The 18,820-nt window shown below is 69.3% G+C and carries 22 protein-coding genes; 17 read left to right on the top strand and 5 right to left on the bottom strand.

Going from position 1 to position 18,820, the window contains the following annotated elements; translation table 11 throughout:
- Positions 1–29: 29 nt before the first annotated feature.
- Positions 30–377: a VOC family protein gene (locus tag ACWDSI_RS12030; protein ID WP_449756658.1), complete on the bottom strand. Its 348-nt coding sequence runs from the start codon at positions 375–377 to the stop codon at positions 30–32.
- Positions 378–513: 136 nt separating this feature from the next.
- Here ACWDSI_RS12030 and ACWDSI_RS12035 point away from each other — a divergent pair, with 136 nt between their 5' ends.
- Genes ACWDSI_RS12035 through ACWDSI_RS12060 form a run of 6 tightly spaced genes read left to right on the top strand, consistent with a single transcriptional unit; the run spans position 514 to position 5,706 of the window.
- The gene (locus ACWDSI_RS12035) at positions 514–1,815 is read left to right on the top strand and encodes an adenosylmethionine--8-amino-7-oxononanoate transaminase (RefSeq protein WP_449756659.1); all 1,302 of its coding nucleotides are present in this window, start codon (positions 514–516) and stop codon (positions 1,813–1,815) included.
- Positions 1,812–3,011 (top strand): 8-amino-7-oxononanoate synthase, encoded by a 1,200-nt coding sequence (locus tag ACWDSI_RS12040; RefSeq protein WP_449756660.1) that lies wholly within the window; start codon positions 1,812–1,814, stop codon positions 3,009–3,011. Before ACWDSI_RS12035 ends, ACWDSI_RS12040 begins: the two co-directional genes overlap by 4 nt.
- On the top strand, positions 3,008–3,745 hold the full coding sequence (gene bioD / locus ACWDSI_RS12045) for a dethiobiotin synthase (protein WP_449756661.1): 738 nt from the start codon (positions 3,008–3,010) through the stop codon (positions 3,743–3,745). The genes ACWDSI_RS12040 and bioD overlap by 4 nt, the downstream gene beginning before the upstream one ends.
- Positions 3,742–4,788 (top strand): biotin synthase BioB, encoded by a 1,047-nt coding sequence (gene bioB, locus ACWDSI_RS12050; protein WP_449756662.1) that lies wholly within the window; start codon positions 3,742–3,744, stop codon positions 4,786–4,788. Before bioD ends, bioB begins: the two co-directional genes overlap by 4 nt.
- 44 nt (positions 4,789–4,832) lie before the next feature.
- Positions 4,833–5,096, top strand: a complete 264-nt coding sequence (gene bsaP, locus ACWDSI_RS12055; protein ID WP_449756663.1) for a biotin synthase auxiliary protein BsaP — start codon at positions 4,833–4,835, stop codon at positions 5,094–5,096.
- A gap of 31 nt (positions 5,097–5,127) precedes the next feature.
- Positions 5,128–5,706 (top strand): DUF2567 domain-containing protein, encoded by a 579-nt coding sequence (locus tag ACWDSI_RS12060; protein WP_449756664.1) that lies wholly within the window; start codon positions 5,128–5,130, stop codon positions 5,704–5,706.
- On the opposite strand, the gene ACWDSI_RS12065 is transcribed toward ACWDSI_RS12060, so the two are convergent.
- Both ACWDSI_RS12065 and ACWDSI_RS12070 read right to left on the bottom strand, forming a co-directional pair.
- Positions 5,690–6,424 (bottom strand): NUDIX hydrolase, encoded by a 735-nt coding sequence (locus ACWDSI_RS12065; protein ID WP_449756706.1) that lies wholly within the window; start codon positions 6,422–6,424, stop codon positions 5,690–5,692. The genes ACWDSI_RS12060 and ACWDSI_RS12065 overlap by 17 nt on opposite strands.
- Positions 6,425–6,504: 80 nt before the next feature.
- Complete coding sequence (locus tag ACWDSI_RS12070; protein WP_449756665.1) at positions 6,505–7,002, bottom strand: response regulator transcription factor; 498 nt, start codon at positions 7,000–7,002, stop codon at positions 6,505–6,507.
- 244 nt (positions 7,003–7,246) lie between these two features.
- Here ACWDSI_RS12070 and nadA point away from each other — a divergent pair, with 244 nt between their 5' ends.
- From nadA to ACWDSI_RS12085, 3 genes are all read left to right on the top strand, one after another.
- Positions 7,247–8,302, top strand: a complete 1,056-nt coding sequence (gene nadA, locus ACWDSI_RS12075) for a quinolinate synthase NadA (RefSeq protein ID WP_449756666.1) — start codon at positions 7,247–7,249, stop codon at positions 8,300–8,302.
- Entirely contained in the window at positions 8,295–9,203 is a 909-nt protein-coding gene (gene nadC, locus ACWDSI_RS12080; RefSeq protein ID WP_449756667.1) for a carboxylating nicotinate-nucleotide diphosphorylase, read from the top strand. The genes nadA and nadC overlap by 8 nt, the downstream gene beginning before the upstream one ends.
- 68 nt (positions 9,204–9,271) lie before the next feature.
- Positions 9,272–9,709: a VOC family protein gene (locus tag ACWDSI_RS12085; protein WP_449747078.1), complete on the top strand. Its 438-nt coding sequence runs from the start codon at positions 9,272–9,274 to the stop codon at positions 9,707–9,709.
- 11 nt (positions 9,710–9,720) lie between these two features.
- Here the strand turns inward: ACWDSI_RS12085 and ACWDSI_RS12090 are convergent, their stop codons facing one another.
- The gene (locus ACWDSI_RS12090; protein ID WP_449747238.1) at positions 9,721–11,274 is read right to left on the bottom strand and encodes an MFS transporter; all 1,554 of its coding nucleotides are present in this window, start codon (positions 11,272–11,274) and stop codon (positions 9,721–9,723) included.
- 215 nt (positions 11,275–11,489) lie between these two features.
- Positions 11,490–11,945 carry a MarR family winged helix-turn-helix transcriptional regulator gene (locus ACWDSI_RS12095; protein ID WP_449747077.1) on the bottom strand — a complete coding sequence of 152 codons (456 nt, stop codon included), beginning with the start codon at positions 11,943–11,945 and terminating at the stop codon, positions 11,490–11,492.
- 164 nt (positions 11,946–12,109) lie between these two features.
- Between ACWDSI_RS12095 and hisD the strand changes: the two genes are divergently transcribed.
- The 8 genes from hisD to hisF all read left to right on the top strand — a co-directional run bounded on the left by hisD (position 12,110) and on the right by hisF (position 18,816).
- The gene (hisD, locus tag ACWDSI_RS12100; protein ID WP_449747076.1) at positions 12,110–13,447 is read left to right on the top strand and encodes a histidinol dehydrogenase; all 1,338 of its coding nucleotides are present in this window, start codon (positions 12,110–12,112) and stop codon (positions 13,445–13,447) included.
- Complete coding sequence (locus tag ACWDSI_RS12105) at positions 13,444–14,574, top strand: histidinol-phosphate transaminase (protein ID WP_449747075.1); 1,131 nt, start codon at positions 13,444–13,446, stop codon at positions 14,572–14,574. The genes hisD and ACWDSI_RS12105 overlap by 4 nt, the downstream gene beginning before the upstream one ends.
- Positions 14,575–15,213 (top strand): imidazoleglycerol-phosphate dehydratase HisB, encoded by a 639-nt coding sequence (hisB, locus tag ACWDSI_RS12110; protein WP_449747074.1) that lies wholly within the window; start codon positions 14,575–14,577, stop codon positions 15,211–15,213.
- A gap of 54 nt (positions 15,214–15,267) precedes the next feature.
- Complete coding sequence (gene hisH, locus ACWDSI_RS12115; protein WP_449756669.1) at positions 15,268–15,909, top strand: imidazole glycerol phosphate synthase subunit HisH; 642 nt, start codon at positions 15,268–15,270, stop codon at positions 15,907–15,909.
- Entirely contained in the window at positions 15,906–16,181 is a 276-nt protein-coding gene (locus tag ACWDSI_RS12120) for a hypothetical protein (RefSeq protein WP_449747072.1), read from the top strand. The genes hisH and ACWDSI_RS12120 overlap by 4 nt, the downstream gene beginning before the upstream one ends.
- 113 nt (positions 16,182–16,294) lie before the next feature.
- Complete coding sequence (priA, locus tag ACWDSI_RS12125) at positions 16,295–17,038, top strand: bifunctional 1-(5-phosphoribosyl)-5-((5-phosphoribosylamino)methylideneamino)imidazole-4-carboxamide isomerase/phosphoribosylanthranilate isomerase PriA (protein WP_449756670.1); 744 nt, start codon at positions 16,295–16,297, stop codon at positions 17,036–17,038.
- Complete coding sequence (locus ACWDSI_RS12130; RefSeq protein ID WP_449747070.1) at positions 17,035–17,868, top strand: inositol monophosphatase family protein; 834 nt, start codon at positions 17,035–17,037, stop codon at positions 17,866–17,868. Before priA ends, ACWDSI_RS12130 begins: the two co-directional genes overlap by 4 nt.
- A gap of 147 nt (positions 17,869–18,015) precedes the next feature.
- Positions 18,016–18,816 (top strand): imidazole glycerol phosphate synthase subunit HisF, encoded by an 801-nt coding sequence (gene hisF / locus ACWDSI_RS12135; RefSeq protein WP_449756671.1) that lies wholly within the window; start codon positions 18,016–18,018, stop codon positions 18,814–18,816.
- Positions 18,817–18,820 lie beyond the last annotated feature (4 nt).

Genomic DNA, 18,820 nt, shown 5'->3' on the forward strand with positions numbered 1-18,820 from the left:
CGGTCGGTGATCGCCGGTGGGTTGCCCGCTCACTCGGCCGGGGCCACGCAGAACTGGTTTCCGTCGGGATCGGCGAGGACCGTCCACGCGAACCCGGGCATCTCCCGATCGGCCACCTTGGCGGCGCCGGCGGCCAGCAGGTGCTCGACCTCGGCGGCGGGGTCGGGGGCCGACAGGTCGAGGTGAATCCGGTTCTTGCCCTCAGTGGGGTCGTCGACCTTCTGAAATGACAGACGCATTCCCGACGGCAGGCCCACCACCACGTACCACCCCTCGTTCTCGGTGAGGACGTTCCCGCCGGTCTGCTCGGCCCACCAGTGCGCGAGGGGGATCGGATCGGTGGTGTCGACGGTGATCATGCCGAGCGTCAGTGCCATGGACTTCACCCTAGGACACCCGGGCGCTGGTATCGGCGGTGGTGGTGGGCGACCGGATCGGCGCTCCTGTACACCGTCCAGGCCCGCCTGTACAGTGTCCAAGACCTGCCCCGGCCCCCTGGAGGACGACCCGACCGTGGACCCCGCGACCATCAGCCGCATCGATGCCGAGCACATCTGGCATCCCTACGGTGCGGTGCCGTCGGCGTCGTCGCCGCTGGTGGTGACGTCGGCGAGCGGTGTGCGGCTGCAGCTGGCCGACGGTTCTGAGGTGGTCGACGGCATGAGCTCGTGGTGGGCGGCCATCCACGGCTACCGGCATCCGGTGCTCGACGCGGCCGTGCGCGGCCAGCTCGACTCGATGAGTCACGTGATGTTCGGCGGCCTCACCCACGAGCCGGCCGCGCGACTGGCGCAACTACTCGTCGACATCACTCCCGCACCACTCGACAAGGTGTTCTTCAGCGACTCCGGTTCGGTCGCCGTGGAGGTGGCCGCGAAGATGGCGTTGCAGTACTGGCGGGGTCGCGGGCAGCCGCGTCGAACCCGGCTGCTCACCTGGCGCGGCGGCTATCACGGTGACACGTTCACGCCGATGAGCGTGTGCGATCCGGTCGGCGGGATGCACGCGATGTGGTCGGGCGTGCTCACCGAGCAGGTGTTCGTGCCCGCGCCTCCCGCCGACTTCGACGCCGACTACGTGCGCGAGTTCGAGGCGACGGTCGCCGCCCGCCGTGACGAACTCGCCGCCGTCATCGTGGAACCGATCGTGCAGGGCGCCGGCGGCATGCGTTTTCACCCCAGCGCCTACCTCGCCGAATTGCGCCGCATCTGCGACGAGCAGGACGTACTGCTCGTCTTCGACGAGATCGCCACCGGATTCGGACGGACCGGAACGCTGTTCGCCGCCGATGCGGCCGCGGTGAGCCCGGACATCATGTGCGTCGGCAAGGCGCTGACCGGCGGGTACCTGAGTCTGGCAGCCACCCTGTGCACGACGGAGGTGGCCGAGGTGATCGGTGCGGGTGAGGCCGGCGGGCTGGCGCACGGACCCACCTTCATGGCCAATCCGCTGGCGTGTGCGGTCGCCGCCGCATCCACCGAGCTGTTGCTGTCGGGACCATGGCAACGCCGCGTCGCCGACATCGAGTCGGGCCTGCGGCGTGGTCTGGCCCCGCTGGTCGACGCCGACGGGGTAGCCGACGTGCGAGTACACGGAGCCATCGGCGTCGTCGAACTCGACCGTGCTGTCGACATGTCCGCGGCCACCAGCGCCGCGGTGGCATCCGGTGTGTGGTTGCGCCCGTTCCGCAACCTCGTCTACGCGATGCCGCCCTATGTGTGCACCGACGACGACATAGCCACCATCACCGCGGGTATGCGGTCGGCGGTGGCGGCTGCGACTCGCGATCTGCGGACCGTCGGGGCCGCTCGATGACCACCCTGCACCCGGTGCCCCCCGGGATTCGTGCCGGCGCGGGCGGACCGGAGTCCGCGCTCGACTGGCTGACCGATGCGGCAGCGGTGCGCGCATCGCGCGGGCTGCACCGCGAACCGGTGATCCGCGACGCCGCGCTGCTCAACCTCGCCTCCAACGACTACCTCGGTCTGTCCGCCCATCCCGACGTGCTCGCCGGCGCGCATGCCGCCTTGGCGCAGTGGGGTGCGGGCGCCACCGCGTCGCGACTCGTGGTCGGCACCACGGGGCTGCACACCGATTTCGAGGACGACTTCGCCGACTTTCTCGGTTTCGATGCCGCCCTTGTCTTCTCGTCGGGATACCTGGCCAATGTGGGTGCCATCACGGCACTGGCCGGCCGGGGTGACCTCATCGTCTCCGACACCGGCACGCATGCCTCGCTCATCGACGGGTGCCGCCTGTCGCGGGCGCGGGTGGAGGTGGTCGAGCGCGGTGACGTCGACGCGGTCGCCGCGGCGCTGCGCAACCGCGCCGAGAAGCGAGCGCTGGTGGTCACCGATTCGGTCTATTCGATCGACGGGGAGCCGGCACCGGTCGCCGCGCTGTACGCCGCGGCGCGAGAGCATGGCGCGGTGCTGCTGGTGGACGAGGCACATGCCGTGGGTGTGCGGGGGCCGGGCGGCCGTGGCCTGGTGGCCGAGGCGGGACTGTCCGGGGCCACCGACCTCGTGGTGACCGCGGTGTGCTCGAAATCTCTTGGCGCACAAGGTGGAGCAGTGTTCGGTACGCCCGCAGTGCGTGCCCATCTCATCGACACCGCGCGACCGTTCATCTTCGACACCGGCCTCAACCCGGCCGCCGTCGGTGCCGCGCGCGCCGCGCTCGGGGTGTTGCGGCAGCGCCCCGACCTGCCGGAACGGTTGCACCACAACGCTCTTCGGATGGCGCGCGGACTCGGCGCGCCCGCTCCGGCCGCCGCGGTGATCTCGGTGATCCTCGGCGAGCCGCGCGATGCCGTCGCGGCCGCCGCGACGTGCCGCGACCGCGGTGTCCTCGTCGGATGCTTCCGGCCGCCGTCGGTACCGGTGGGCACCTCACGGCTGCGGATCACCGTGCGCGCCGATCTCGATGACTCGACCGTCGACGAGGCCGCGGCCGTGATCGACGGCGTCGTGCGGTCCTATGCGCAGAACTCGTCGGCGGTGAGCCGATGAGCCGCATCCTGACGGTCGTGGGAACGTCCACCGACGTGGGCAAGACCATCGTGACGGCGGCGGTGGCGGCGCTGGCCCGACACGCCGGGGCGCGGGTGGCGGTGTGCAAGCCGGCGCAGACCGGCATGGCGCCCGACGAGCCCGGCGACCTCGCGGTGGTCGAACAACTCTCGGGTGTGCACAGCACCCTGGAATGCGCCCGGTACCCCGAGCCGCTCGCACCGGAGACGGCCGCGATTCGTGCCGGCTTGCCGCAACTCGACCGCGCCGAACTGGCCGACGCGGTGCTGGACCTGGCCGTCGGCCACGATCTGACCCTGATCGAGGGTGCCGGCGGTGTGCTGGTGCGGCTGGCCACCGACCTCACGATCGTCGATGTCGCGCAAGACGTGGCGGCCGAGGCGGTCGTGGTGGTGCCCGCGGGCCTGGGCGCACTCAATCACGCGGAACTGACCGTCACCGCACTCCGATCGGCGGGGGTGCGTCCCGCCGGCCTGGTCATCGGCTCATGGCCGGCCGACCCCGACCTGGCCATGCGCTGCAACCGCATCGACCTGCCCCGGCTCACCGGCGTCGACGTGGTCGGGGCGATCCCCGCGGGGGCGGGCACGCTGCCGCCCGAGCGGTTTCGCGCCGCCGCACCCACCTGGTTCGAGCCCGGTTTCGCGTCGAGCGTGCCCACATCCGCGTCGAGCGTGCCCACATTCCAGCCCATCGAAGGAGTTCATCCATGACCCAGGCCCCGGTCGACCCGCTCGCCGCGTCCACCACCACCCCGGCAGGCGGCGACATCCTCGACGTCGCCCGCGTCCGCGTCCTCGAGCGCGGCGAGGCACTCGACCGAGCACAGGTTCTCGAGGTGCTGCGCCTACCCGACGATCGCCTGACCGAACTGCTGCAACTCGCCCACGACGTCCGGATGCGTTGGTGCGGGCCGGAGGTCGAGGTGGAGGGCATCATCTCGCTCAAGACCGGCGGCTGCCCCGAGGACTGCCACTTCTGTTCGCAGTCGGGGCTGTTCGCGTCGCCGGTGCGCAGCGCCTGGATCGACATCCCGTCGCTCGTCGAGGCGGCCAAGCAGACCGCGAAGACCGGGGCCACCGAGTTCTGCATCGTCGCCGCTGTCCGCGGCCCCGACAAGCGGCTGCTCAGCCAGGTCGCGGCGGGCATCGAGGCGATCCGCAACGAGGTCGACATCCAGATCGCCTGCAGTCTGGGCATGCTCACCCGGGAGCAGGTCGACGCGCTACGCGACATGGGCGTGCACCGCTACAACCACAATCTGGAGACCGCGCGCAGCCACTTCCCCAACGTGGTGACCACCCACACCTGGGAGGAGCGGTGGGACACGCTGCGCATGGTCCGCGACGCGGGCATGGAGGTGTGTTGCGGCGGCATCCTCGGTATGGGGGAGACCCTCGAACAACGTGCCGAGTTCGCCGCCGACCTCGCTGCCCTCGAACCCGACGAGGTGCCGCTGAACTTTCTCAACCCCCGACCGGGCACACCTTTCGGCGATCTCGACGTGCTCCCCGCGGCCGAGGCGCTCAAGGCGGTGGCCGCATTCCGGCTCGCGCTGCCGCGCACCATCCTGCGCTTCGCGGGTGGACGGGAGATCACGCTGGGCGACCTCGGCGCCAAGCAAGGCATCCTGGGTGGTATCAATGCGGTGATCGTCGGCAACTACCTCACCACGCTGGGGCGGCCCGCCGAGGATGACCTCGACCTGCTCAACGATCTGTCGATGCCGATCAAAGCGCTCAACGACAGCATCTGACGACGGCCGCAGTCCGTGGACCCGGTACGTGAGGAGACACCCCGATGACCCCACCGGCCGCCACCGATCGCCCCATCGACGTCCCGGGGCCGCTACACGAGCCCCGTAGGTACGGGCTCTACACGGGCATCCAACTCGAGGTCGAGTCCCCCGACGCGGTGCCTGCCGCCGCCCGCCTCGGTCTGGAACCACCACGCTTCTGCGGGCAATGCGGCCGCCGGATGGTGGTGCAGATCAGGCCCGACGGGTGGTCGGCGCGCTGCTCGCGGCACGGCAGCGTCGATTCCGCCGAAATGAGCCGACGATGAACCGGGGCCGACGATGAATCGGGGCAGGACGATGAACCGGGGCCGGCCCGCCTCTCCGATTGTCGCCGTCGCGGCATCGGTCCTGCTGCTCGGCGTGGTTGCCGGCGCGGTATGGGCGGTGACCACACCCGCGATGGCCGGCTCGGTGACCGCCGAAGGTCCGGCCGTACCGGCCGGACAGCTCGGCGAGGAATTCGCCGGCGTGGGCGCGTTCTGTCTGCTGATGTTCGGATACGGCGTGGTCTCGGCGATCGTGGCATGGGTCGCCGCCCGTCGCTGGCGCGGGGTGGCGGGATTCGGCGTGCTGTTCGTCGCGGTGCTCGCCGGGTCGGCCATCGCGGGCTGGGTGGGTACCCGGATCGCGCATCTGCACTTCACCGACCCGCACTCGGCCGCGGTGGGCGAGACGTTCCGCGTGGTGCCCGACCTCTGGTCCGACGGTGTGACCAGCGCCGGATACACGGCGCCGTGGATCGTGCTCATCTGCGCGCCGCTCGCCGCGACACTGGTCTATCTGCTCTGCACGTTGGCCACCCGTAGCGCCGACCTCGGCGTCGGCGACGGAGCCGAGGAGACGATCCCCGCCGAATCGGTCACATCGGGGGCTTGAGCGTCGCGAACTCGTCGGTGACCCGTAACTCGTTGTCGGCGAACGCATACAGTGCCGGCGGTCGCCCACCTGCGCGACCGGTCCGACCCAGGGTGCCGGTGGCCACCACCACGCCCCGGCGACTCAGGACCCGCAGCAAATTGGTGGTGTCGACGGGGTACCCGAGTGCGGCGCCGTAGATCTCCGAGAGCTCCGACATCGGGAACCGAGCCGGCGCGAGCGCGAACGCGATATTGGTGTAGGAGAGTTTCGCCGCCAGACGATGGCGCCCGGCGGCGATGATGTCGGCGTGGTCGTAGGCAAGTCCGCTCAACAACGAGTCGACCGGATGCCACGACGCGGTCGACGGCAGCGAGGCCGGCGCGTCGGTGGGTACCAGCCCGAGGTATGTCGATGCGATCGTTCGGGTCCCGGGAACCCGCTGTGGGTCGGAGAACACCGAAAGCTGTTCCAGGTGAGCTACTTTGCGCACATCCATCTGCTCGGCGAGTAGGCGGCGCGCGCATTCGGCGAGCGTTTCGTCCGGTGCCACGTCGGCGCCGGGCAGCGCCCAAGGACCAGAGGGCGACCGTCGCCACACCAGTACACACAGTGCGGGCCGGGCCTCGGCGTCGGTGCGTCGCACCTGAAACACCGCACTGAGAACCTCGACGTGCAGCGGGTTCGGGTGGTGTCCGCCCTCCGTCCCGGACGACGGGTCCCCAGGAGCGGCAGGCAACGACATGGCGTCGATTGTATGGGTGTCGCAATCCCGTCCGGCGCCGCACCGGCACGCGGTGGACGTCGACGCACCTGCCCTCAGAGTTCGTCGAGCTTCACCATGCCGTCCTGGATCGCGCGAGCGACCAGCGCGGCCTTGGTGCGCGCCGGGCGGCCCGCGTCGGCGTACTTGGCGCGGATGCGAGCGAGATGAGTGTTGACCGTGCCCACCGAGATCACGAGGCGTCGGGCGGCGACCGACTTGGAGTCGGTCAGCAGCCAGGTGCGCAGCACCTCGACCTCACGTGAGGTCAACGGCACCGGGGTGTGGCTCTGGGCCGACGCCGACGACGTGTCCGATGCGGGCTCGGTGATCGGACGCAGGTGGGTGCCGCGGTGGCCGGGTGGGCTCGGAGCGATGACGCGTCGTGCTGCGAGGCTTTCGAGGGCCTCTTGCCGGCGGCGGACCGCTTCGAGTGGCGTCGAATATGTGGTGCGACGGCCGAGGCTGGGGGAGATCACCGTGGGTGAGAGCGGCCGGGGGGTTGAGCCCGTGCTGCTGTTGTCGCCTGTCGATGTGTCAAGTGTCGAGGTCATGGCGGTGTCTCCCTGAGGATCAGGCATGGATGTCGGCGGGATTTGCTGACACGTACGACGCTAGGTCTCGAATCGGACACGCAAACGCGTAGTCCACTACTCGAATCGCAACAGGGAATGCGCGCGTTACACCGGGTGTTGCGATGAGTAGTGTTTTCGACCTATAGTCGAAAACCTGATCCGCGGGCCGACCCGTTCCGCGGGATGACCGGCCCCACCAGGGCTGATGTTTCAGGAGTGGCAGATGAGCATCATCAGTGAGCGTCCCGCAGGCTTCGGTCCGGACCTGCTGCACGCCGAATACAGCGATGGGCCCGGCGGTTACACGGGGGTCGAGCCGACCCGGGAGTGGGCGCAGGAGGTTCGTCGCCTCGCGCGTGCCCGGAACGCGACACTGCTCGCGCACAACTACCAGCTGCCCGCCATCCAGGATGTCGCCGACCACGTCGGTGACTCGCTCGCGCTCTCCCGCATCGCCGCCGAGGTCGACGCCGACGAGATCGTGTTCTGCGGCGTGCACTTCATGGCCGAGACGGCCAAGATCCTGAGTCCGGACAAGCGGGTGCTGATCCCCGACGCGCGGGCCGGCTGCTCGCTCGCCGACTCGATCACCGCCGACGACCTGCGCGCCTGGAAGGCCGAGTACCCCGACGCGGTGGTCGTGTCGTATGTCAACACCACCGCTGAGGTCAAGGGGCTCACCGACATCTGCTGCACGTCGTCGAACGCCGTCGATGTGGTCGCCTCCATCGATCCCGACCGTGACGTCCTGTTTCTGCCCGACCAGTTCCTCGGAGCGCACGTCAAGCGCGAGACCGGACGCGACAACATCCACATCTGGGCCGGCGAATGCCACGTGCACGCGGGGATCAACGGTGACGAGCTCACCGCGCAGGCCGAGGCGCATCCCGACGCCGACCTGTTCATCCACCCCGAGTGCGGTTGCGCCACCTCGGCGCTGCATCTGGCCGGGGAGGGAGCGGTGCCCGACGAGCGGGTCAAGATCCTGTCCACCGGCGGGATGCTCGACGCCGCCCGCGAGACCGGTGCCAAGCAGGTCCTGGTGGCCACCGAGATCGGCATGCTGCACCAGTTGCGCAAGGCTGCACCGGGGATCGACTTCCAAGCGGTCAACGACCGCGCATCCTGCCCGTACATGAAGATGATCACCCCCGCCGCGTTGCTTCGCGCGCTGCGCGAGGGCCGTGACGAGGTGTTCGTCGCCGACGACGTGGCCGACCGTGCCCGCAAGAGCGTCGAGCGGATGATCGCGATCGGCAACCCCGGTTCCGGTGAGTGAGGCGTCGGGGGCCTTCATCGGACAGGCTGAGGCGCCCACCGAACTCGACCTCGCCATCACCGACGAGATCCGCGCCCTGATCCGCACCGCACTCGACGAGGATCTGCGTTACGGACCCGATGTGACCACCATGGCCACCGTCGCGCCCGGGAGCTCGGTGGACGCGGCAATCGTCAGCCGTGCCGACGGTGTTCTCGCCGGACTTCCGGTGGTGCTCGCGGTGCTCGACGAGGTGATCGGCGTGGGCGCCTACGAGGTCACCGAGTGCGTCGCCGACGGCAGCCGGATCTCGGCGGGCGACGCCGTTCTGTCCGTACACGCGCCGACGGCCGCGCTGCTCACCGCCGAGCGCACCGCACTCAACCTCGTGTGCCACCTGTCGGGGATCGCGACGGCGACCTCCCACTGGGTCGACGCCGTCGACGGCACCCATGCCCGGATCCGGGACTCGCGTAAGACATTGCCCGGCCTGCGTTACCTGCAGAAGTACGCGGTCCGCGCGGGCGGTGGGGTCAACCACCGGATGGGACTCGGCGACGCGGCGCTGATCAAGGACAACCATGTGGCCGCGGCGGGATCGGTGGCCGCTGCCCTGAAGGCGGTCCGCGCCGCCGCACCCGACCTGCCGGTCGAAGTGGAGGTCGACTCGCTCGATCAGCTCGACGAGGTGTTGGGTCTTGAGCCGCAGTTGGTTCTGCTCGACAACTTCGAGGTGTGGGCGACGCAGATGGCGGTGCAGCGCCGCAACTCGCGCGCACCGCAGACCAAGCTGGAGAGCTCCGGCGGACTGAGCCTCGACGTCGCCGCCGATTACGCCCGCACCGGTGTCGACTATCTGGCCGTGGGGGCACTGACCCACTCGGTCACCGCGCTCGACCTCGGTCTCGACATTCCCGCATAACGGACCGTCGTCGTCCGCGAGTGGTGCGACGCTGGTCCCAGCACGCGAGGGCGACGTGAGGAGACGAGATGACGCGCGAGATCCAAGTGACCTTCGACTGCGGTGACCCCGCGGCGCTGGCCGCATTCTGGGCCGAGGTCCTCGACTACCGACTGCAGGATCCGCCGCCCGGCTTCGCATCGTGGGACGCGGCGCTCGACGCCATGAACGTCGCGCCGGAACACCGCAACGACCGCTCGGCACTCGTCGATCCGGCCGGCGTCGGGCCGCGTATCTTCTTTCAGCGGGTTCCGGAAGGAAAACAGGCGAAAAATCGCCTCCATCTGGACGTCCGCGCAGCTCCGGGCCTTGTCGGGGACGAGCGGATGGGCGCGCTCGAGGCGGTCTGCGCCGAGTTGGTGTCCCGCGGCGCAGACCGCGTCGAGCGTTTCGAGCCGCAACCGCCGCTGCAGGCGGGTCACATCGTGATGTCCGACCCCGAGGGCAACGAGTTCTGTCTCGACTGACCGGCCGACGGTCAGTGCGTGGCGGCCACGCTTTCCGTTTCGCCGGTCATCTCGGCGCGACGCTGCTCGTCGACACTCTGCGTCTTGAGCGCCACCTCGCGGATGAAGGTGATCGCGACCAAGCCGATCGCCGCCATGATCCCGGCGATCAGGAACACCCGGGCGATGCCGTCTCCGTAGGCGCCCCGGACGACGTCGGCAACAGGTGCCGGCAGGTCGTTGAGGCCCGCGAGGCTTGCGCCCTGCCCACCTGACTGCGCGGGGTTGATGCCCATCGCGGCGAGACCCTTGGTGATCAGGTCGGTGACATGACTGGCCAAGACGGCACCCAGGACCGAGACTCCCGCTGCTCCGCCGAGTGACCGGAAGAACGTGACGGTCGACGTTGCGGCGCCGAGTTCGGCTGGAGACACATTGTTCTGTACCGCCAGCACCAGGTTCTGCATCGTCATGCCCATGCCCAGACCCAGAATGAACAGGAAGGCCCCGATCACCACCATGTCGGTGTGTGCCCCGATCGTGGAGAGCAGGAAGAAGCCGACGGTCATCAGGGCGGCACCGGCAACGAGGTAGCCCTTCCAGCGTCCGAATCGGGTGATCAGCTGACCCGACACGGTTGCCGAGAGCATCGACCCGATGATCATCGGGAGGGTGAGCAGCCCGGCCGCGGTGGGCGAGTAGCCGCGCGCGATCTGGAAGTACTGGCCGAGGAACACCGCGCCGCCGAACAGGGCCACGCCGACCGACACGCTGGCGATGGTGGCCAATGTGATGGTGCGGTCGCGGAAAAGGGTCAGCGGGATGATCGGGCTCTGCGCCCGTGACTCCACCCAGAGCGCGACCGCCAGCAGCACGACGCCCAGCGCGACGAGTCCGAACGATGTCGCCGAGACCCACGCGAAGCTGTTGCCGGCGAGGGTGACCCAGATGAGCAGAGTGCTGACCCCGGCGGCGATCAGGAACGCGCCGAGATAGTCGATGCGGACCTGCTTGCGCACGACCGGCAGGTTGAGTGTGCGCTGGATGACCAGCAGGGCGATCACCGCGAGCGGCACGCAGACATAGAAGGTCCAGCGCCAGCCCAACCAGCTGGTGTCGACGATCACGCCACCGATCAGCGGCCCGGCGACGGTGGCCAGCGCGATGACCGCGGCGATCGGGCCCTGGTAGCGGCCCCGCTCTCGCGGACTGAACATGGACGCGATCACGATCACGACGAGGGCCTGCAGACCGCCGAGACCCAGGCCCTGCACCGCGCGGAAGCCGATCAGCATGCCCACCGACTGGGACAGGCCGGCGAGAACGGACCCCAGCGTGAACAGTGTCAAGGCCACCTGCACGAGCAGCTTCTTGCTGATCAGGTCCGACAGCTTGCCCCAGATGGGAGTGGTGGCCGTCGAGGCCAGCAGAGTGGCGGTGACCACCCAGGTGTACTGGTCCTGGCTGCCGTGCAGATCGGTGATGATCACCGGCAGCGCGTTGGAGACGATGGTCGAGGACAGGAAGGCGACGAACATGCCGAGAAGTAGTCCGACGAGCGCTTCGATGCGCTGTCGATGGGTCATCGGCGTATCCGTGTCGGCCACGGTTGAGTCGTTTCGCTGAATCGGCGAACTCATGGGACCTCCTACGGCACGGCGGGACCGCGGCAGGGTCCCGATGAGAAGTGATCAGAAAATAGTTGAGATACGCAACTATATGGACAGATAGTTGTAACACGCAACTACTCGGGATCATTCCCCGAGAGGCTGTCCGCTCGGGTGGGGGCCGTTCTCGCCGGTCAGTTCCGACCGTTGGGGCCAGTGCTCTGCGGCTCGTCGACCAGCCGTTTCAGCAGTGTGGTGAGGGTGCGGATGTCGTCGGGTTCCCAGGTCGCCAGGCGTTGGCGCCAGTCGGCGTTGGCCGCGGCAGACACCTCGGCCACCCGGGTGCGGCCGGCGTCGGTCAGCGAGATCACGCGGGCGCGGGCGTCGGCGGGGTCGGGTCGACGTTGTGCCAGCCCGAGCCGGACGACCGCGTCGATCTGTCGGGTCACCGTCGACTTGTCCAGGCCCAGTGCGGCCACGAGCTGCGACATCGGAACCGAATCGTGCCGGCCCAGCATGACGATGAGGGGGTAGTTCGCCGGGTCGAGGCGCGGATCGATGGCGAATGCCTGCCGCCGGGTCCGGATTCGTCCCTGTCGGATCAGGTCGGCGAACCCGTTTTCGAGGTCGGTGATCGGATCGTCGGTCACCGCGTTCACGCTACCGGCAGCGATGCGTCGGCGAGCCCGCGCCACGGCGGCGGCCGGGGTGGGTCCGACCGCATTTCAAAACCGCTGGCATCACCCCATATCCTGGAAACACCGAGTCGGACCGGCGCTGCCGGCCGACGGGATCCGATGACCAGGAGACATTCATGCTCGCCCGAACCGACCTGCGCGGTAGCAATCCGACGCTTGCGCAACTGCGTCGCGCCCTGCCGCGTGGGGGCACCGACGTCAACGCCGTACTCGACACGGTGGCGCCGGTGGTTCACGCGATCGCCGAACGCGGTGTCGACGCGGCGCTGGAGTACGGCGAGAAGTTCGACGGTGTGCGACCGGCGTCGGTGCGGGTGCCCGCCGCGGTGATCGCCGACGCCCTCGCGCGGCTGGACCCCTCGGTGGCCGACGCGCTGCGTGAGTCGATCGCCCGGGCGCGTCTCGTGCACGCCGACCAGCGGCGCGTCACCACCCGCACGCAGGTGGTCGACGGCGGCGCGGTCAGCGAGAAGTGGATTCCGGTGCGTCGCGTCGGTCTCTATGTTCCCGGCGGCAACGCCGTCTACCCGTCGTCGGTGGTGATGAACGTGGTGCCCGCCCAGGAGGCGGGCGTGGGTTCGCTGGTGGTGGCCTCGCCGCCGCAGAAGGACTTCGACGGCTGGCCGCACCCGACCATCCTGGCCGCCTGCGCGCTCCTCGGGGTCGACGAGGTGTGGGCGGTCGGCGGCGCGCAAGGTGTCGCGCTACTCACCTACGGTGGCACCGACACCGCGGCCGGTGGCAGCGCGGTACTCGACCCGGTCGATCTGATCACCGGCCCGGGCAACATCTATGTCACCGCGGCCAAACGGCTGTGCCGCGGCCTGGTCGGCATCGACTCGGAGGCCGGGCCCACCGAGATCGCGATCCTCGCCGACGATTCGGCCAGTCCGGTGTTCGTCGCCGCCGACATGATCAGCCAGGCCGAACACGACGTCCTCGCGGCGTCGGTGCTGGTCACCGACAGTGTTGAACTCGCCGACGCCGTCGACGCCGAACTCGAATCGCAGGTGGCGCAGACCAAACACCGCGAGCGCGTGAGCGCCGCGCTGAGTGGTCGACAGTCCGGTGTGGTGCTGGTCGACGACATCGATGCCGGCCTCGACGTGGTGGACGCCTACGCCGCCGAACACCTCGAGATCCAGACGCGTGATGCCGCGCAGGTCGCCGCGCGGGTCCACAACGCGGGCGCGATCTTCGTCGGCGACTACGCCCCGGTCAGCCTCGGCGACTACTGCGCAGGCTCCAATCACGTGTTGCCGACGTCGGGTTCGGCTCGTTTCGCCTCGGGGCTCTCGGTGCAGACCTTCCTCAAGGGAGTCCACGTCGTGGACTACAGCGAGGACGCGTTGCGTGACGTCGCCGATCAGGTGGTGACCCTCGCGCAGGCCGAGGACCTCCCCGCCCACGGTGATGCGATCACGCGGCGCTTCGGCGCCGGGGTCGCGCGGTGACCGTGGTCGGGGTGCCGGGGTCGGGAATCACGGTCGCCGATCTGCCGCTGCGTGACAACCTGCGCGGCAAGAGTGCTTATGGCGCACCGCAATTGCGCGTTCCGGTGATTCTCAACACCAACGAGAACCCGCACCCGCCGTCGCCGGAACTCGTCGCCGACGTCGCCGCGTCGGCACAGTCGGCCGCCGCCGCGCTGCACCGCTACCCCGACCGGGACGCGGTGGCGTTGCGCACCGACCTCGCCGATTACCTCACTCGCGCCACCGGGGTGCCGCTGTCGGTCGACAATGTGTGGGCCGCAAACGGTTCCAACGAGATCCTGCAGCAACTGCTGCAGGCCTTCGGTGGGCCCGGACGCAGCGCCATCGGGTTCGTCCCGTCGTATTCGATGCACCCGATCATCTCCGACGGCACCGACACCACCTGGCTGCAGGCGCCACGCGCCTCCGATTTCTCGCTCGACATCGCCTATGCCGTCGCCGAGGTGACCAACCGGGCGCCCGATGTGGTGTTCCTGACCTCGCCCAACAATCCGACGGGACAGTCGATCCCGAATGACGGATTGCGCGCCGTGATCGCGGCCGCCCCTGGCATCGTCATCGTCGACGAGGCGTACGGCGAGTTCTCCGAACAGCCCAGCGCCGTGGAACTCATCGACGAGTTCCCGACGAAGGTGGTGGTGAGCCGCACGATGAGCAAGGCATTCGCCTTCGCCGGTGGCCGGCTCGGTTATCTGGCCGCCGCACCGGCGATCGTCGAGGCGCTGCAACTCGTGCGGCTGCCCTATCACCTGTCGGTGCTCACGCAGGCTGCCGCCCGGGCTGCGCTACGGCACTCCACCGAGACGCTCGCGGGCGTGTCCGCGATCATCGCCGAGCGCAAGCGAGTGACCGCCGAACTGGCCGCAGCCGGTTTCGACGTCGTCGACTCGGATGCCAACTTCGTGTTGTTCGGACGTTTCGCCGACGCGCCCGCGTCGTGGCGGGATTACCTCGACCACGGCGTGTTGATCCGTGACGTCGGGATTCCGTCGTACCTGCGTGTCACCATCGGGCTGCGGGCCGAGAACGACGCCTTCCTCGATGTCAGCCGATCCCTCGCAACCACCAACCTGGAGAGACGCTAAGTGGCCACCACACCGGAGCCGACCACCGCGCCGCGCATCGCGCGAGTCGAACGCACGACGAAGGAGTCGTCGATCACCGTCGAGTTGAACCTCGACGGCACCGGCGTCACCGACATCTCCACCGGCATCGCGTTCTTCGACCACATGCTCACCGCCTTCGGTGCGCACGGCAGCTTCGACCTGTCCGTGTCGGCCACCGGCGACGTGGACGTGGAGGGTCACCACACGATCGAGGACACGGCGATCGTGCTGGGTCAGGCGTTCGGTGAGGCGCTCGGCGACAAGAAGGGCATTCGCCGCTTCGGCGACTGCTACATCCCGATGGACGAAACCCTCGCCCACGCCGTTGTCGACGTCTCCGGACGGCCGTACTGCGTGCACACCGGCGAACCCGAACACCTGCTCACCGCGGTGATCGGGGGATATCCGGGGGTGCCGTATTCGACGGTGATCAACCGGCATGTGTTCGAGTCGATCGCGCTCAACGCACGCATCGCGCTGCATGTGCGGGTGCTCTACGGGCGCGATCAGCACCACATCACCGAAGCCGAGTACAAGGCGGTGGCGCGTGCCCTGCGGCAGGCCACCGAGCCGGATCCGCGGGTCAGCGGTGTGCCGTCCACCAAGGGTGCCCTGTGAGCGCAGCGAACGTGGGGATGTCACGGTGAGCGCAGCGAACGTGGGGGTGTCACGGTGAGCGCAGCGAACGTCGTGGTCCTCGACTACGGGTCGGGCAATCTGCGTTCGGCGCAGCGGGCACTGGAACGCACCGGCGCAACCGTCACCGTGACCGGCGATTTCGCCACCGCGCTGGATGCCGATGGCCTCGTGGTCCCCGGGGTGGGGGCGTTCGCCGCGTGCATGGACGGCCTGCTGGCCGTGAAGGGCGACCGCATCATCGGGCGGCGGCTCGCCGGCGGCCGCCCGGTGCTCGGTATCTGCGTCGGCATGCAGATCCTCTTCGACCGCGGCGTCGAATTCGGTGTCGAAGCGGCCGGATGCGGGGAATGGCCGGGCACCGTCAGCCGTCTGCCCGCACGCGTCCTGCCGCACATGGGCTGGAATACGGTCGCCGCACCAGCGGATTCGGTGCTTTTCGACGGACTCGACGCGGACACCCGCTTCTACTTCGTGCACTCCTATGCCGCGCAATCGTGGGAGATGGACCACGAGGGTTCACCGCTGGCAGCGCCGCGGCTGACATGGGCCGAACACGGCGGACCGTTCCTGGCGGCGGTGGAGAACGGTCCGCTGTCGGCCACCCAGTTCCATCCGGAGAAATCCGGTGACGCCGGTGCGCATCTGCTGCGCAACTGGGTGGGGAGCCTGTCATGAGCGAACCGGTGCCACCGTCGTCGCCCGATCCGGGCTATCGCTTCTCCTACGGGCGGTTCGTGTTCTTCACGCTCGGCGCGGGTGTGTTGGCGCTGGTGGTGGGCGTGCCGATCATTCTGGCGCTGGCACACTGGACCCCGGTGGCCGGCTTGGTGGCGGCGCTTGTCACAGTGCTCGCGATGATCGCGGCGATCGGCCTGACCGCGCGTCGCCTGCTGGCCGCCGCCGAGGCGCAGATCCGCAGCGGACGCGACCAGTCCGGACCGCGATGACCCCGAGCCGGCGCGGATCAGCTGCCCGCACACCTGATATGCCGCACACCCCTCATACACGGCGGCTACTCGATACACAGCCATCACTCGATAGACAGGAAGTCATTCACCCCATGGGTCACACCCTCGAACTGCTCCCTGCCGTCGACGTCGCCGACGGACAGGCGGTGCGTCTTGTGCAGGGCGCCGCAGGCACCGAAACGTCCTACGGATCGCCTCGCGATGCCGCCCTCGCCTGGCAGCGCGACGGCGCCGAATGGATTCACCTCGTCGATCTCGACGCCGCCTTCGGTCGCGGCAACAATCGGGAACTCCTCGCCGGGGTTGTCGGCGAACTCGACGTGAAGGTGGAACTCTCCGGCGGCATCCGCGACGACGAGTCGCTCGCTGCGGCGCTGGCCACCGGGTGCACCCGCGTCAATCTGGGCACCGCCGCCCTCGAACACCCCGACTGGTGTGCGCGGGCGATCGCCGAGCACGGTGAGCGCATCGCGGTGGGTCTCGACGTGATCCGCGACGGCGAGTCCTATCGTCTGCGCGGGCGTGGCTGGGTGACCGATGGCGGTGACCTGTGGGAGGTGCTCGACCGCCTCGACCGCGACGGCTGCGCCCGCTATGTCGTGACCGACGTGTCCAAGGACGGGACGCTCGCGGGCCCGAATCTCGAGCTTCTCGCCGAGGTCGCCAAGGCCACCGACGCGCCGGTCGTCGCCTCCGGTGGGGTGTCGGCGCTCGACGACCTGATCGCCATCGCCGGTCTCGTCGATCGGGGAGTGGAAGGCGCGATCGTCGGAAAGGCGCTCTACGCAGGACGATTCACGCTTCCCGAGGCATTGTCGGCGGTCGGTGGGCGGTGACCGCACGTCCCGACCCCGAGCCGGCACGGTTGCTCGACGTCGCCGCCGACATCCTCGACGGTGCCGCTGAGGCGTTCGTCGCGGGTCTCGGTGCACCCAGCGCGGTGAGCAAGGGTGCCACCGACTTCGCCACCCAGGTCGATCTGGACCTCGAACGCCGGATCCGGGACGAGCTGGTCGCCCGAACCGGCATCGCGGTGCACGGCGAGGAGTACGGGGGGCCGGCGGTCACCGACGGACCGGTGTGGATTCTCGATCCCGTCGACGGCACCTACAACTACTCCACCGGGATGCCGCTGGCCGCCATCCTGCTCGCGCTCGTGGTCGACGGTGAGGCCGTACTCGGGTTGACCTGGATGCCGCTGCTCGGGCGTCGCTACGCCGCGCACGTCGACGGGCCGCTGCTGCTCAACGGCGCGCCGGTGCACCGGCCGCCCGCCGCACCCCTGCAACGGTCCGCGGTGGCCTTCGGCCCGTTCAACGTGATGCACGGTGGTCGTTATCCCGGTGCGCGGCGTGCCGCGCTGCTCGAGGCGCTGAGCTCACGGGCGGCCCGGCTGCGCATGACCGGGAGCACCGGCGTCGACATGGCGTTCGCCGCCGCCGGCGTGTTCGGGGCCGCGATCGCGTTCGGTGGGCATCCCTGGGACAACGCCGCCGGTGCGGCCCTGATGCGCGCCGCCGGTGGGGTGGCCACCGACCTGAGCGGGGCTCCCTGGACCGTCACGTCGCCGTCGTTGGTCGCCGGTGCGCCGGGCATTCACGCGGAACTGATGGCGTTGATCGACGAGGTGGCCGGTGACTGGTCGGCCGGAGAGGGGAGTGCGTGATGACGCTGGCAACCCGGGTCATTCCCTGCCTGGACGGTCACATGGCGGACGCCTCGGCAGGGAGGACTTCACGATGACCCTTGCGACCCGAGTCATTCCCTGCCTCGACGGTGACGTGGCGGACGCCTCGGCAGGGAGGACTTCACGATGACCCTTGCGACCCGAGTCATTCCCTGCCTCGACGTGGACGACGGCCGCGTGGTCAAGGGCGTGAACTTCCAGAATCTGCGCGACGCGGGCGACCCGGTGGAGTTGGCCGCGCGCTACGACGCCGAGGGGGCCGACGAACTCACCTTTCTCGACGTGACGGCGTCGAGTTCGGGTCGCGCCACCATGATCGAGGTGGTGCATCGCACCGCGGACGCGATCTTCATCCCGCTCACCGTCGGCGGTGGCATCCGCACCGTCGACGACGTGGACGCGATGCTGCGTGCCGGTGCCGACAAGGTGAGCGTGAACACCGCCGCCATCGCCCGCCCGGAGGTGCTCGGCGAGATGAGCCGACGATTCGGGTCCCAGTGCATCGTGTTGTCGGTGGATGCGCGCACGGTGCCCGCCGACGGCGAACCCACCCCGTCGGGGTGGGAGGTCACGACTCACGGTGGTCGCAAGGGCACCGGCATCGACGCCGTGGAGTGGGCGCGGCGGGGTCAAGAACTGGGGGTCGGCGAGATCCTGCTGAACTCGATGGACGCCGACGGCACCAAGCGGGGATTCGACCTGCGCATGCTGGCCGCGGTCCGGGAGGTGGTCGAGGTTCCGGTGATCGCCAGCGGCGGCGCGGGCAAGGCCGCCGACTTCGCGCCCGCCGTGCACGCCGGCGCCGACGCGGTGCTGGCCGCATCGGTGTTCCATTTCGGTGAACTCACCATCCCCGAGGTCAAGGACGCGATGGCGGCGGACGGGATCGTCGTGCGGACCGCACGCGACACCGAGGGAAAGGTCTGAGCCG

The sequence above is a fragment of the Gordonia sp. NPDC003429 genome (assembly GCF_053588575.1).